Here is a 14,491-nt window from a genome sequence, read left to right as displayed (position 1 = left end):
GCAACTTTATATGTCCGAAATCAACCCATACCAAGCGTCCATTTATACAGAACCGATCAAGGCATCCGCTCCGTCGACTCCGACGAGCTTTTCCTACCTCCGCTCGTTTGGGACTTGGACACTCGTCTGTGGCGTGGCCGCCGCCCCCAGTTTCATTATCGCCACCAGTATTATTCCTCGCGGGACTTGGCCGGCGATGCTGGTAGGAATCGCGATCTTCATCGTTCTTTATGTACTGATGGACTATCGGACACACGACAAGGCTTTTCGGCAGCGCAAAGCGATCCGGTATTCCCTCTATGCAACCTACATCCTCCGGCTCATCGCATCGATCATCTTTCCCATCGGCACTTTTATCGATCTGATGTGCGGTTTTTGCTCCGCCGTGATCGTCTCTCCGTTTCAACTCGAGATGCGCCCCGATGTCCCGGCGACGAGCATGGCATTTTTGGCGGTCTTTCTTTGGACGATCACCCATGCCATCGTCATGCATGTGGTGCTGCTGATCGTTTGGGTGTCGATTTGGTTGTTCCTCAAATTGATGCTGCAGTCGGACGAACCACCAGAGCTGAGGTCCACGGAGTCCGAATTGAGTGAGAAGTACGTCGTTTCGTAGACTCCGTCGAAATCCGCGATTGTTATGGAGTCCGCTTTCCGAACATCTTGGGAAAGCGTTACAATTTGCGAGCTTTTACCATCTCCTCGCTTTCCGTTCGAATGATCTCACGCTGAAATATGCTCACAATCCGCTGCCCTCATTGCACCAAAGCCTATCGGCTCGCTCCGGAACATCTTGGCAAATCGGTTCGCTGTCAGGATTGCTCCCAGGTTTTCGAAGCGATTCAAGAAACATCTTCATTGCCGACTGCGCCGCTGAACACTTCCCCTCCCTCGATTTCGCCCCCCCCATCGTCGCATGCAGGGCAGGCGGCTTTCCCAGTCAGCCGTTCGTTTCAGTCCCCCTCGGGAAAGCAAGGGGTTTCGGACCAGATCGATTACACCATTCACGGGGACGACTCCCAATTTGTGGAAGTGACGCTCGACCCGGGCGAAACGGTCATTGCGGAGTCTGGTGCCATGATGTACATGACGTCGGGCATTGAAATGCAAACTGTTTTTGGAGATCCATCGAGCAGCAGTGGTGGCTTTTGGAACAAAGTGGTCTCTGCCGGGAAGCGAGTCCTCACGGGCGAGTCGCTGTTTATGACCACTTTCACGAACAACAACCCCAGAAGTCGGGAGCATATCGCGTTTGCAGCTCCGACGATTGGTCGGATCACACCGATGCACTTGGATCAGATGGGTGGGGAGATCATTTGCCAAAAGGGCGCGTTCCTTTGCGGAGCGAAGGGGCTTCAAGTCTCAATCGCCTTCCAAAAGAAGATAGGTGTGGGACTCTTTGGCGGCGAAGGATTTATCATGCAGCGCATCCGCGGTGACGGTATCGCGCTGGTCCACGCAGGGGGGGCAATGGTGCATCGCGTCTTAGCACCGGGCGAGCGGATCCGACTCGACACGGGGTGCTTGATGGCGCTCGGGCCCACCGTCGAGTACGACGTGCAGTTTGTCGGAGGTTTTAAAAACACCCTTTTCGGTGGAGAGGGTCTGTTCATGGCGACCGTGACAGGCCCGGGTCCCATTTGGCTCCAGAGTCTTCCCTTTTCCCGACTGGCCTCCAGCATTGTTTCCGCCGCGCGGGGTACCAGCAAACATGCCGAAGAAGGCTCCGTACTCGGAGGCCTCGGACTCGGCAGCCTACTCATGGGTAATCAAGAATAACACCCCCGACCATTCCTCCCTCAGACGAATCCTTCATGTCAATTCACCACATTCCTTTGCATGGTCTTGTCGCTGCCACCCATACCCCGTTTCGCTCCAACGGCGATCTTCATTTGGAGGTCGTCGAGAAGCAAGCGGCCCATTTGGAAGCGAATTGCGTCCCTTTTGTATTCATAGGCGGAACAACAGGGGAATGCCATTCGCTTTCCGTGGACGAACGACTCGCCTTGGCCAAACGCTGGATGGAGGTCGTGCGCGGCACCTCGCTCCAAGTGGTGGTCCATGTGGGAGGGAACTGTCTAACCGATGCGTGCACCTTAGCCCAGCAAGCTCAGGAACTCGGGGCAGTCGCTGTCGCGGCCTTCAGCCCGAGCTACTTCAAGCCGAATTCCGTCGATACGCTGGTTCAGTGCATGGGACAGATCGCCAGATCGGCCCCCCAGCTACCATTCTATTTCTACGACATTCCATCCATGACCGGCGTTCAACTTTCGATGACTTCGTTCATGGAAAAAGCCTCCGATTCCATTCCGAACTTGGTCGGACTCAAGTTCACCAACTCCGATTTGATGATGTATCAAGAGCTACTGCACCATCCGCGCGGCCCATGGGACATCCCCTTCGGTTGCGATGAGGCGTTGCTCGCAGCACTAAGCCTCGGCGCAAAGGGGGCTGTCGGGAGCACTTATAACTTCGCCGCTCCCATCTACCATCGCCTGCACGCCGCCTTCCAACGCGGTGATTTCGAAGCAGCGAGACTCGAGCAATACCGCAGCGTTCTGTTGGTGCGGAAGCTTTTCAGCGTAAGTTACGTCGCGTCGGCCAAAGAGGTTATGGACATGGTTGGCGTCCCAATTGGCCCCCCGCGACTCCCTTGCAACCCGATCTGCGACGCTACGAAAAAACAGTTGCGAAGCGATCTCGAGTCCATGGGGTTCCTTGACTGGATCCAACGCTAATAATCCCTTTGTGGAATCGGATTGACCATGCGAATAGCTTACTTCGATTGCCACAGCGGTATCAGTGGCGATATGACCTTGGCAGCGCTTCTGGACGCCGGTGCATCGCTCAAGTCGGTGCAGGAAGTTGTTCATTCTATGGGGCTTCCCGAAGTATCGATTCGATCGGAGGCTGCAACTCGCAAAGGATTTCGCGGTCAGCATTTGGTCATCGAACATCCCAAGGAGCATGCGCATCGCAATTTGCTCGATATCCTTGCTTTGATCCGGCGCGCGACGATGAGCAAGAACGCGGCCGAAATCGCCCATCGACTCTTCGAGCGACTTGCCAGAGTCGAAGCCAAGGTACACGGGACAACGATCGATCAAGTTTACTTTCACGAAGTAGGTGCGATCGATTCGATTGTCGATATGGTCGGCGTGGCCGTCGCGTGGGACGAACTCGACATCCAGAAGGCCGTTGCCTCCCCGGTTCCAACAGGAAGCGGGACGGTAAAGATCTCCCATGGCGTGGTGCCCTTACCAGCTCCTGCAACGGCGGAGTTGCTCCGAGACATTCCGATTGCTCCATGCGGGCTCCCCTTCGAAATGACAACCCCGACCGGGGCTGTTCTTCTCGCGGAATTGGTTTCCGAATATGGTCCGATACCGGCGATGCAGGTCAACCGCATCGGATATGGTGCCGGAAGCCGAGAGGTCCCCGATCGCCCCAATCTGCTCCGAATCCTCATAGGTCATGCGATTCCGACTCGCCCCGCTTCGGAAGATATGGATATGGTGTGGGTCTTGGAGACAAATCTCGACGATGTGAGTGGGGAACGGATCGGATTCGCCATCGAAGCTGCTTGGAGAACCGGGGCTCTCGACGTATTCACGACCCCGATCCAAATGAAGAAGCAGCGTCCAGGTGTCATGCTAACCGTTCTTTGCCGGCGTGAAGACCGCCAAGCGTTGGAGTCGGAGTTGTTCCGACACACCGGCACCTTGGGAATCCGTGTACGCAAGCAAGCGCGGTTGGTGCTTCCCCGCGCATCGATCGGCGTCGGTACACCGTGGGGCCTGGTGCGAGGCAAAGTGTCCAAACTCCCGACAGGGGAAGTCGATTTCTCCCCCGAGTACGACGACTGCTGTTGGATAGCGAAGGAGCGCTGCATACGATTGCAAGATGTCGTGGAGGAAGTGAGCCGCTGCTATCGCGCGGAGGAATCGCTGCAACACGAGTATCCCCTGCCACCCGAACAACAAGAGTTACCAGCGGATTCGTCCCTACCCTCCATCGCATCTCCTACGCATCCAGCCGCGTCGCTGAATCTCGAATTGCAGCAAGCGGCGATGGAGGACCAAGATCGCTCGGCGACCGATCGAGACACCTTTTATCGATGGGACAGCGCCCCATGGCCACGCGATGAAGACAGGGACTTGCCCTGATCGATCATTCTGTTGAGTACATTGTTCCGGCTTGTAGCGTTGACACGGGGCTGGAGGTGGAACGTCCCTTTGGGTGCGTCTCGCTGTACCGCACTTGAAAGCGTCGAGACGCTATACTGAACGAGTGGATCTCGCTTTCCCCTTTTCTCGATATCGAACCTTTTCGCGATGTCTATTTTTTCGAATCGATCCGGTTGGATGACCTGCCTTGCATTCGCTTGCGGAGCCGCATCCGCACCTTCGATGGTCGCGGAGGAACCGGCGAAGCGATTCTTGGAGCGGCTGCGGGACGAGCAACTCTTTGATATCGGCATCCAATACATCGAGATCGCGGAAAAGCGGAATCGGATCCCGGAGAGTCTGCGAGCGGATTTGCCTTTGGAGAAGATAGGTCTCCTACAGGATTCGCTTCTCACATTGCAAAAGCCCGATCAAATCGAGGCGAGGATGAGGCAGCTCGAGGAGCAACTCCGTAGCTTTCTCGCGTCAGCCGGTTCTCATCCTCGCAAAAGCGAAGCCCAAACTCGATTGGGGGATTTGCTACGCGATCGGGCTGCGTTTGCTATCCAAGAAAGCAAAAAACCGGAGAACTCCGCCAAGTCCGAGGAATTGAAGGAGAAAGCCCGCAAAGGTTACAGCGATGCAATAGCCCTGTATGTGAGCATCAACGAAGAGCTCAAGCCCATCCTGCAAAACCTAGCTGGTAACCGAGCTCAAACGGCGGAGGACAAGGCTCTTCGAGACCGCTACCAAGAAGAGTACCGGCAAGCCGAGATCTTGCACGCCAAGACACTTGAGTTCTTGAGCCAGACCTACCCAGATGGGTCAACCGATTGGAAGCAATGGCTTGAAAAATCCGAAGCCAAACTCAGTGAGATTATTGAAAAGACAACGACATCCTCACGAGAAGCCGGGCGACGTATTCTCTGTTTGCTTTATCGTGGTCAAGTCCAAGCGAAGCTGGGCAAGTGGAAGGAAGCGAGGGAGAGCTTCACCCGTGTCACCGAAATCAATGAAGCAGGGATCTTTCGCACTTGGAAAATCGAGGCGACGGCGGGACTCGTGCGATTGGAGTTGGCCCAACAACCTCCCAAATACGAGGCAGCCATTGGGTTGGGAGACGAGCTGGCCAAATCCCTTTCCGCCCAGGAACGAAGCGAACCACAGGGTATCGAACTGCAATTGGCGTTGGCCGATGCGCGTCTCGCGTATGGAAAAACGCTTACCGAGGGTAAGGACGGAAACCTTTTCCGCAATAATCGCAAAGCAGCCCGCGACACCTATCAAAACCTTTTGAAAATCAACGGGCCTCACAAGGAACGTGCGGCGAAGGGGCTGTCCGAATTGGGGTTCGACACAGCGCCCGCGAACGACGAGAGCTTACCCGAGACCAAGAGCTTTCAAGAAGCGACGGCTGCAGCGAAGATTCGATTGGAGCGAGCCGAAAACAGTGAACGAACCCTTCCCATCCTGAAACAACAAAATGCTTCCGCTGACGACATCGACAAGCTTGCGGCCGATGTCGCCCGGGATCGCGAACAAGCCATTGCACTTTATCGTCGATCGCTCGAGCTCTTTCGCGAGGCCGATGGACGCGAAGCGTTGCTTGAGAGCAAGTACTTTTTGGCCTATCTATACCTTCGGACAGATAAGCTCTGGGAAGCGTTGGCAGTTTCGCAAGCCGTCCTGCAGGCAGATCGCCATACGGACAAGGCCATCCAGTGCGGCGAATTTGCATTGGTCTCCCTCTCCCGACTCATCGACGCAACACCGAAAGATCAACAAGCCGGCTTGATTCCGACTTTGGAAACAATCGCCAAACTCATGCTAGAAATCGCGCCAGGCACGGATGCGAGTCGCAATGCGGTCGATGTCCTGGTCACGCTATCCATTCGCGAGAAAAAATACGAGGACGCGGAGCGTTATGTCGAAATGTCCGGCGGCAATTCGATCGGCGGTGCGAGTCTATTGGGGCAAATGCTTTGGCGCGACTACCAGTTGCGGGCTGCAGAACATCGAACCAACAAGACGGAGGAAACCGCCGAAGACAAAGCGCTTCTCGCGAAAGCCGAATCCCTTCTTCAGGGAGCTTGGAAAAACCTTTCTTCCAACAAAGCCGATAACGTCTCGATCCACGGCGCCAATGCTCTTGCATCGATCTATCTCGCGGCCGATCGCATCGACGAAGCCAATCAAATACTCAACGATCCTCAAAAGGGAACGTTGGTCTTGATGGAGACGAACGACAAGCTGGAAGCCAAAGATAAGCTGGAATCCTACAAACTCCGTTTGCAAGCAATGGTGCAAGCTGCAGGACTGCCAAATGCCAAACCACTCGATACGCAGCAATTGACGGAAACAGTCGACCGAATGAAGGCCTTGGCGGGCGCCGACGACACCTTGTTGACCAACGCTCTGCGAAATTTGGCCTACTCGATCACGACCAAGGTTTCACAAACTAGCAGCTTGGAGGATCAGGCTCGACTCGGAGGAGCCTTAGGTGTGTTGGTGCAGCAGCTTGTTGCGCTCACATCCGACATCAGCGTTCTCGATTCAGCAGGCAGTTCTGTTTTCGTTTTGGCTAGCAACTTGCAAAAAGTCCCCGGGCTCGCCGTCCAATCGAAAGAGCTGATGGAGATTGCCGACCAAGCCTACAGTAAGATCGCCTCGAAAACCGCAGAAGAAATTGCGGCGGCCAATCGCAAGCCGGAAGAGTTTCAAATGCGGATCGCAATGGCTCGTGCCGGCGCAGGAAAGTACGAAGAGGCGCACAAGATCTTTGTCGATGTCCTGAAGCAGACACCGATGAATGTGACGTTTCAGATTGCGGCCGCTAAGAATCTGCAGGCGTGGGGTGGCAATCGCGATAAAGATTTGCTCTACAAAGCTTGGGCGGGGACCGAACCGAACGACAAGGGAGCCAATGCGATTTGGGGTTGGAATCGAATCGCGCAACTCACCGCATCACGCGTCAAGGAGGATAGTTTCCGCGACATCTACTTCGAAGCCCGTTTCAACATTGCGACTTGCCAGCGCGCAAGCGGTTTGCTGGAGACCGATCCAGAGGCCCGCAAGAAGGAACTCAACCGAGCCATGACCGTGATTCGTCAAACCAAAGTTCTCCACCCCAACTTTGGAACTCCCGAGTTCAAATCGAAATTCGAACGACTGGAAGCGGAACTTCAGCAGGATTTGAATCGATAGCGATTTACTGACCCACAGCTCACACGCTGCCATCAATCCAACTTACCCATTGCGACAAACCAAGTTATGTTTTCTTCATTGATCCATCGTGCGATACCCCTCTCCGGCCGAACGATTTGGACCTCGCTCGCTATCGTATTGGTTTCAGTATCGAGCGCTACGGCGCAAGATCGAGACCGCGTCTTCCCTACTAAAGGTGGCGCTGCGGCTACGGGACGCATCACCGAGCGAACACGGGATAAGATCGTGTTGGAGTCCAATCGCGGAACGACGCAATCGTTTGATACCATCGACGTCGAACGGGTCGTTTACGATGGGGAACCCCAGACGCTTTCGCGAGCGAAGGACAGTATTGTTCAAGGCCAATTCGATCAAGCGGAAACAGAAATTGCCGACGTGGCAGCTTCGGCTTTGAAAACCGATGCCATGAAAGAGGACTTCGCTTTTTACAAAGCTTATCTCGCTGCAGCCCAAGCCATGCGCGGCAAGGGGGATTTGGTGAACGCCACCAAGTTGCTTTTGGACTGGGCGAAAACCTATCCGAGTTCCCCGAACTTTTATGCCGCGTCCGAAACTCTAGGTAATTTGGCTATCGCTCTGGGAGTGCCTAACCAAGCCTCTCGATACTATGGTGCTGTCGCCGGTGCTCCTTTCCCCGAGCTCAAATTGAGAGGGGGATACCTGCAAGGTAAAGCATTGCTTCTCCAAGGGGAGGTCGACGAAGCCCGCAGCAAGTTGGCAGCAGTGACACAAGCGAGTGTCTCGGATGCCGCGATGCTCAAGGTTCAGAAGATGGCCGCAATAGGATTGATCCAATGCGACGCCGCGCAGGGGAAAGGGAAGGACGCAGTTGCTTCGCTAGAAAAAATGGTCGATGACGGAGATTCCTCGGATGCCGAATTATTTGCCGCCTTGTTCAATAGCCTGGGGGCAATCTATGCAAGCCAGAATAACCATCAAGAAGCGATCCTTTCCTTCCTAAAAACCCACTTGCTTTACTCCACCCAAGCCGATGCCCATGCCGAAGCACTGTACAATTTATCGGTGCTCTGGAACAAACTGGGGGAACCCCTTCGTGCAGCCGATGCCAAATCCGAATTGGTCAAGCTGTACCCGAATTCCTCGTGGGCCAAAAAGTAACTTTGAGGGTTGATCCTCCATCCATCTCGTCACCGTTTTCCTAGTCGGTAGTCTTGGAGACTTTCATGCGTTTTGCTTCCTTCCGTTCGAGTTTCGCAGCCTGGGCACGCATCACTTTGCCATGCGCCGTGAGTTGGTTCCTGATGACGGGAGCCCTCTATGCTCAGGAACCTGCAGCTCCCGCTCAGCAGAACATGCTCGTTAAGACGTGGGTGGCCCTCGGTGCCTCGTACGCCATCACCTTTTTGATCATGTCGATCATCTTGGTTGCGTTGGTGGTCCGAGCCATCCTCGCAGTACAAAAGAGCAATTTCATTCCCGATGACTTGGTCCAAGGCATCGAAGCCAGCTTGGCAGAGAAGAACGCTCAGGCCGCCGTCGACTTGGTGCAAGCCGACGACAGTTTCCTTGGACAAGTTCTGACCGCAGGGTTGGGGAAATTGCAAAAAGGAAAGGAAGAAGCCTACGAAGCCATGCAGATCATCGGCGAAGCGGAGATCATGAAGCTGGAGCATCTGCTAGGCTATCTGGCCCTCATTGGAAACATCGCCCCCATGGTGGGACTGCTCGGGACCGTGCAAGGGATGGTGACGTCGTTCGGAAAAATTGCTGCGAGCGCCCAAACCCCCAAACCCAATGAATTGGCGGGTGGGATCGAGCAAGCCCTCTACACGACGCTCGTGGGACTTTTGTTGGCAATTCCCGCGATCACCGTTTACAACATCCTCCGAAATCGAGTGCAGCGCAACACGCTCCTTGCCGGCGTCCAATCGGAAGACCTGCTTGAAAAGTTTATGCCCTTTGTGAAGTAACGGCCGCCATGTTGAGAACGGTTGGGAGCATCGAACGGTCGGTCGTGAGCAAGTAGGGCAAGACATGAAATTCAAACAGCGATTCGAGGCGAAAGCGGCCGAAATGGATATGACGTCCATGATCGACATGGTCTTTCAGCTCATTATCTTTTTCATGGTGCTGATCAACTTTTCCCAAGACGATCAGAATGACAAAATCAAGCTCCCCACCAGCGAGCTTGCAAAACCAGCTGACGCACCCCTGAAGAATTCAATCTATATCCACTTAGGTGCGAATTCCGCCGTCTACATGGGTTCCAATACCGCGACGGTGGAGTCGCTCGCGCCTCTGCTCCGCACCGAGATCACGGTACTCGAGGGGAATGGCGAATCGGCAAAGACAGCCAACCTGATCATCCGAGCGGATCAAAGCACTCCCGGTGGTGTCCTCCAAGATTTGATCAAACGATGTCAAGAGCTTGGTTTTGAACAGTTCACCCTGCGGGTCAAGGAGCAAGACTGAGCATCATGAAATTTCGAGGCAGACGCTCCAACGAGAAGGTGGAATTGCAGCTCACGTCCATGATCGACGTGATTTTCTTGCTTCTCATCTTCTTCATTATGACCTTCAAGATCGTTGCACAAGAAGGTGACTTTAACATCCGGATGCCCCTGGGGGGCGGTTCGGGTTCTCCCGACAACACGAGCATTCCGATCAAACTAAGACTGCGAGCCAACGCCGATGGGGAACTTGCGGATATTGTTATCAATGATCAACAATCCTTCGGATCCGATTTCGGAAAGCTGCGTGAGTTCATCCTCCAACTGACCGGGGGAATTGCCCCACCTAGCCCCGAAGAGGGGCCCGAGGTTGAAATCGACCTTGATTATAGCCTTCGATACGTTTACGTCGTCCAAGCGATCACAGCCGTGACCGGTCAAAAGCAGGGAGATAATGTGACTCGGTTGGTGGAACGGATCAAGTTCGCTCCGCCGCGAAAACCTCAGCCTTGATCGTGATCAATCGTTGAAGAATTTCTCCGTTCGCCAAAGCCCAACGTCCTTGGGTTCGCCTTCCATAGAGTCACGTGGCACGAAGCGAAGCACGGCCCGCAAACGCCCTTGGGAATCGCTCGCCAGAACCTTGGAAGCAAGGGGCAATTCCGGGGTATCAGTCCAGTCCAATTTTTGCCCCATCCGAAATCGATTCAATATATCGTCGTCGAGTGTTACGTGCGGTAGCTGCCCGAGTCCCCATTGAGGAGATACGAGAGCGTTCGCGATATCTTGCCGATTCGCTAGTGTGTCCGCACCAATGGCATTCGCTGAAGAATAAGACCCGACGCGAGTCCTCTCGAGCGAGCTCATCACGGCATCGCTTCCGAGCGCTCGAGCAATGTCCCGCCCTAGAGAACGGATATAAGTTCCTGTCCCGCAGACGACCCGAAGCGTCATCGTCGGAGTCGAATCGGTTTCCACCGAGAGCGAGAGAACTTCAATACACGAGATAGTGACCATTCGGGATGGCATCTCGACTGTCTTTCCACTACGGGCCAAATCGTAGGCACGCTCCCCATCGATTCGCACGGCAGAGTAGGTCGGCGGAATCTGCTCGATCTCGCCAAGGAACTGAGGTAGCACCGAGTTTAGGTCTTCTCGCGTGAAACTCGGAGCGGTGGGTAGGAGCGTGCAAGGCGTTTCGGTATCCGTCGACGGACTGGTGCGGCCGAGTTGAAACGAGCCAATGTACTCTTTGTCCAATTCGTGATATTCATCGGTTAGCCGTACTGCGTTGCCGACTAGCAGGAGGAGGACTCCGGATGCGATGGGATCCAACGTCCCTGCATGCCCTACTTTCACGGGCTTGATCAGGCGTTGGACCTGATTCACGCAGTCTCGGCTTGTGGGACCGCTCGGTTTGTAAAGAGGAAGCAGTCCAAACATTTTGTAGGTGGATTGTAGGGGTTGTAACGCGAAGGCTAGGCAATTCGCGGTTCTTTGGAGGAAATCGGAGACTTTTGCCGAAGGAGGACAATGGGAAATTGTATCGCCCTCTTCTGGAGTGTGGAGTGATGGAAAACCAAAGATCAGTTCGCTGGGATGTCGCTGCAGTCGTCATGTTTGCTGCATCGTCGCTGGTTTGGCTATCGCTCCTCTCGCACGATGCTGCGGACAATCTCGGTGAAATGCCGCGGATCGTTCAGATGCTCTACACGCCCATGGCACCGGCCTACCCGGCGAATGAATCGGTGCAAAACAGTTGTGGCTATATCGGTGCATTGCTAAGCGATATTCTGTTGCAAGCCACCGGCATCGGCGCTTATCTGCTCGCAGGATTGATGGTGCTATCTGGAATCGTCATGCTCCGACAGAAGCCGTGGGCGTCCTCGTTGGGACGGTCGATGGGTTGGTCCCTCATTCTCCTCAGCGTTTGCTGCTTGCCAGGGCGATTGGGAATGCAGCCGAGCATTCCCGTTCCAATTGGAGCGGGTGGTTACTTGGGAACCCTTTGCAATCTCTGGATGGACAACCATTTGGCCCATGCGGGAGGGACGATCCTCGTTCTCGGAATCTTCGCAGGAGGGATGTTGCTGAGTACCGAATACGCGTTGGTCCGCTATTTCGGGTATGCGGCGACAGGCAGTCTCATCGCCGCTCGTTATTTCCGAATTCCAACATGGTCATGGCGTCGGCATCAAGAGCTGCTTACAGGTGTATTCTCCCCAAAGCGAGCCGACTTGCCCAATTCGGTTACCATGCGGCAGGATCCAACGTCCGTCTCCGCCATGGTCGAACAAACTGCTGCGCCGAAGAGTACGAGTGTCATGGGGATGTCAGCGATTCGCAGCGCCGTCGAAAGTGTAACGCAAGCCCTTACGGGGCCTGCTAGAGAAACCGAGTCGAATGACGAACTAGAGGGTGAGTCGCACCAAGACCAACACCACGAGGGTCCGGACGGTCCCCAGATTCGGATCGGCCGACGGGCCAGCGCAACCATCAGTACCAGCGATCTGGCCTCAGATGCAAAGGCATCCGTTCGAACCGATCTTTCGTTCCCGAAACCGAAAACTCCCCCTACCCTTCCTGCGATTGCAGGTGGTCTTTTAGGGGATGCTAAGAAAAACGGACCACCGCCGGATGACGAACTTCTCGACAGCGACGAGGAGCTCGAAGACGAATACGAGTATGCGGAGGACGAAGAGTACGACGACGATGGAGAGTACTCCGAAGAGGATGAAGGTGATTATGACGATGGCGAAGAGGATGAGGTCCACACCGAAGAGGAAGAGCCGGAAGAAATTATTTCTCCTGAACCTCGCAAAAAACGAAGTCTGACGATCCGTTCCGACGCGACGCATATCGAAGAACGGGTCCCCAAGATCAAGACTGGGCAGTCCAAGAAAAAGGAGCCGCCACCAGAAGAAGTGCCTGTCGAAGAAGATCCCGCGGACTCTCTCCAAGAGATGGACGACACCAAGCTTCCCGAAGGAACCGAGGAGTACGCACTCCCTGGTCTCGATCTCCTCACCGAATCGGATGACATCTCGTATGACGAACAAACCGAAGAGGTAAAGCGAAAGGCGAAGGTGCTGGAGCAGACCTTCGCAAACTTTGGATTCAATGTTCGTGTTGTCGAAGTCGAAACGGGACCGGTGATCGCCCAATACGAAATCGAGTTGGAAGCCGGATTGCGATTGAGCAAGATTACTGGTTTGGCAGATGACTTAGCCATCGCCCTTCGAGTTCCCAGCGTTCGTATCGTCGCCCCTATTCCTGGCAAGAACAGCGTTGGTATCGAAGTACCCAATGAGAAACGGCAGATCGTACGTATGCGAGAGGTGATCGAAGAAAGCGGTCCGCAGATTCGCAAACAAAAGATCCCCCTATTCCTCGGTAAAGACGTATCGGGCAAATCTCTCACCGTCGACTTGGCTAGCCTGCCGCACTTGCTCATCGCGGGTAGAACAGGTACGGGTAAATCGGTCTGTTTGAATTCCATCATCTCCTCGATCTTGATGACGCGACGGCCCGACGAGGTTCGCATGCTGATGATTGACCCGAAGATGGTCGAGCTTAGTTGCTACGGTCGTTTGCCCCATTTGATGCACCCTGTCGTCATCGACATGCGAAAAGCGGAAGCCATATTGGCTTGGGCCGTCGACAAGATGGAGGAACGCTACGCGCTCCTCGCGCGCGCTGGTGTTCGTCACTTGACCAATTACAACCAGCTGGGTCGGGAAGAGTTACTGGATCGATTGAAGCCGGAGAACGATGACGAAGCGGATCTCATCCCGGATCATCTTCCGTTCATCGTCATCGTGGTCGACGAAATGGCCGACTTGATGATGACTGCTGGAAAAGAAGTTGAAGCCCACATCATTCGGTTGGCCCAAAAGAGTCGAGCGGTGGGAATCCACTTGATCCTTGCTACCCAAAAACCGACCGTCGATGTGATCACGGGGTTGATCAAAAGCAACTTGCCAGCCCGTATCAGTTTCCAAGTCGCCAGCCGAACCGACAGCCGCGTTGTTCTCGACGAAATGGGAGCGGACAAACTGTTGGGGAACGGCGACATGCTATTCCTCTGGCCGGGAACGAGCCAATTGCTGCGCGGTCAAGGTACCTATTTGAGCGACGATGAAATCAACGCGATCGTCGATCACTGCAGCATGGGTGGGGTGCAGAACTTTGTTCAAGAGCTTGTTCAGCTCAAGGTCAACAAAGACGAAGGGGAAGGAGTGAAGCCGGGGAGCTTCAAGAAGCGGGATGATCTTTACGAGGCGGCGGTCGATATCGTGGTCCGAGAAGGACGCGGTAGTTGTTCGTTGTTGCAGCGCGCCTTAGGCGTAGGCTACGGTCGAGCGGCCCGATTGATCGACTTCATGGCCGAAGACGGCATCGTGGGAGAGTACAACGGGTCGCAAGCGCGCGAGGTGCAGATAACCGTTCAGCAATGGGAGGAAATGCGTGCCAACGCAGAGGGAGAACCCGCTCCGACCAGCAAGGGCCGCGGCAAGAAGATGCGTCGCGATGAGGGGCTGAGCCAAGCCAAGCCACCGAAATCAAGCAAAAAACGGAAGAGTCGAAGCAAATCGGAATCCGAAGAAGCCTTCGTCGGCTCCGACGGGGAGGACGACGAAATCATTTGGCAAGACGACGAGTGAGCCGAACGGTCGCCATCGCAGCAGT

The 14,491-nt window shown here is 54.8% G+C and carries 11 protein-coding genes; 10 read left to right on the top strand and 1 reads right to left on the bottom strand.

Going from position 1 to position 14,491, the window contains the following annotated elements; all coding sequences use genetic code 11:
* Window positions 1-10: 10 nt before the first annotated feature.
* The 9 genes from VN12_RS16580 (at window position 11) to VN12_RS16540 (ending at window position 10,315) form a co-directional block, all read left to right on the top strand.
* Window positions 11-616, top strand: a complete 606-nt coding sequence (locus VN12_RS16580) for a hypothetical protein (protein ID WP_146677880.1) — start codon at window positions 11-13, stop codon at window positions 614-616.
* Between the two features lie 119 nt (window positions 617-735).
* Window positions 736-1,779, top strand: a complete 1,044-nt coding sequence (locus tag VN12_RS16575; RefSeq protein ID WP_146677879.1) for an AIM24 family protein — start codon at window positions 736-738, stop codon at window positions 1,777-1,779.
* A gap of 35 nt (window positions 1,780-1,814) precedes the next feature.
* A complete protein-coding gene (locus VN12_RS16570) occupies window positions 1,815-2,738 on the top strand; it encodes a dihydrodipicolinate synthase family protein (protein ID WP_146677878.1) in 924 nt (307 codons plus the stop codon).
* Between the two features lie 27 nt (window positions 2,739-2,765).
* Window positions 2,766-4,166, top strand: a complete 1,401-nt coding sequence (larC, locus tag VN12_RS16565; protein ID WP_146677877.1) for a nickel pincer cofactor biosynthesis protein LarC — start codon at window positions 2,766-2,768, stop codon at window positions 4,164-4,166.
* 168 nt (window positions 4,167-4,334) lie between these two features.
* Complete coding sequence (locus tag VN12_RS16560; RefSeq protein WP_146677876.1) at window positions 4,335-7,370, top strand: hypothetical protein; 3,036 nt, start codon at window positions 4,335-4,337, stop codon at window positions 7,368-7,370.
* A 66-nt stretch (window positions 7,371-7,436) separates the two neighbouring features.
* Window positions 7,437-8,510 carry a tetratricopeptide repeat protein gene (locus VN12_RS16555; protein WP_146677875.1) on the top strand — a complete coding sequence of 358 codons (1,074 nt, stop codon included), beginning with the start codon at window positions 7,437-7,439 and terminating at the stop codon, window positions 8,508-8,510.
* 65 nt (window positions 8,511-8,575) lie between these two features.
* Window positions 8,576-9,322: a MotA/TolQ/ExbB proton channel family protein gene (locus VN12_RS16550; RefSeq protein WP_146677874.1), complete on the top strand. Its 747-nt coding sequence runs from the start codon at window positions 8,576-8,578 to the stop codon at window positions 9,320-9,322.
* A 64-nt stretch (window positions 9,323-9,386) separates the two neighbouring features.
* Window positions 9,387-9,824 carry an ExbD/TolR family protein gene (locus VN12_RS16545; protein ID WP_146677873.1) on the top strand — a complete coding sequence of 146 codons (438 nt, stop codon included), beginning with the start codon at window positions 9,387-9,389 and terminating at the stop codon, window positions 9,822-9,824.
* A 5-nt stretch (window positions 9,825-9,829) separates the two neighbouring features.
* The gene (locus VN12_RS16540; protein ID WP_146677872.1) at window positions 9,830-10,315 is read left to right on the top strand and encodes an ExbD/TolR family protein; all 486 of its coding nucleotides are present in this window, start codon (window positions 9,830-9,832) and stop codon (window positions 10,313-10,315) included.
* Between the two features lie 6 nt (window positions 10,316-10,321).
* Here the strand turns inward: VN12_RS16540 and truB are convergent, their stop codons facing one another.
* The gene (gene truB / locus VN12_RS16535; RefSeq protein ID WP_146677871.1) at window positions 10,322-11,245 is read right to left on the bottom strand and encodes a tRNA pseudouridine(55) synthase TruB; all 924 of its coding nucleotides are present in this window, start codon (window positions 11,243-11,245) and stop codon (window positions 10,322-10,324) included.
* A 128-nt stretch (window positions 11,246-11,373) separates the two neighbouring features.
* On the opposite strand from truB, the gene VN12_RS16530 reads away from it, so the two are divergent.
* On the top strand, window positions 11,374-14,466 hold the full coding sequence (locus tag VN12_RS16530) for an FtsK/SpoIIIE family DNA translocase (RefSeq protein ID WP_240491170.1): 3,093 nt from the start codon (window positions 11,374-11,376) through the stop codon (window positions 14,464-14,466).
* Window positions 14,467-14,491 lie beyond the last annotated feature (25 nt).

The sequence above is a fragment of the Pirellula sp. SH-Sr6A genome (assembly GCF_001610875.1).
GTDB lineage: Bacteria > Planctomycetota > Planctomycetia > Pirellulales > Pirellulaceae > JBKCUI01.
Note: the sequence above shows the minus strand (reverse complement) of the source record. Positions and strands in the feature narration are given on the sequence as shown.

Bases quoted from the DNA above. Each gene is read 5' to 3' on its own strand.
- VN12_RS16580 (WP_146677880.1), top strand. From the start codon at position 11: ATGTCCGAAATCAACCCATACCAAGCGTCCATTTATACAGAACCGATC.
- VN12_RS16575 (WP_146677879.1), top strand. From the start codon at position 736: ATGCTCACAATCCGCTGCCCTCATTGCACCAAAGCCTATCGGCTCGCT.
- VN12_RS16570 (WP_146677878.1), top strand. From the start codon at position 1,815: ATGTCAATTCACCACATTCCTTTGCATGGTCTTGTCGCTGCCACCCAT.
- larC (WP_146677877.1), top strand. From the start codon at position 2,766: ATGCGAATAGCTTACTTCGATTGCCACAGCGGTATCAGTGGCGATATG.
- VN12_RS16560 (WP_146677876.1), top strand. From the start codon at position 4,335: ATGTCTATTTTTTCGAATCGATCCGGTTGGATGACCTGCCTTGCATTC.
- VN12_RS16555 (WP_146677875.1), top strand. From the start codon at position 7,437: ATGTTTTCTTCATTGATCCATCGTGCGATACCCCTCTCCGGCCGAACG.
- VN12_RS16550 (WP_146677874.1), top strand. From the start codon at position 8,576: ATGCGTTTTGCTTCCTTCCGTTCGAGTTTCGCAGCCTGGGCACGCATC.
- VN12_RS16545 (WP_146677873.1), top strand. From the start codon at position 9,387: ATGAAATTCAAACAGCGATTCGAGGCGAAAGCGGCCGAAATGGATATG.
- VN12_RS16540 (WP_146677872.1), top strand. From the start codon at position 9,830: ATGAAATTTCGAGGCAGACGCTCCAACGAGAAGGTGGAATTGCAGCTC.
- truB (WP_146677871.1), bottom strand. From the start codon at position 11,245: ATGTTTGGACTGCTTCCTCTTTACAAACCGAGCGGTCCCACAAGCCGA.
- VN12_RS16530 (WP_240491170.1), top strand. From the start codon at position 11,374: ATGGAAAACCAAAGATCAGTTCGCTGGGATGTCGCTGCAGTCGTCATG.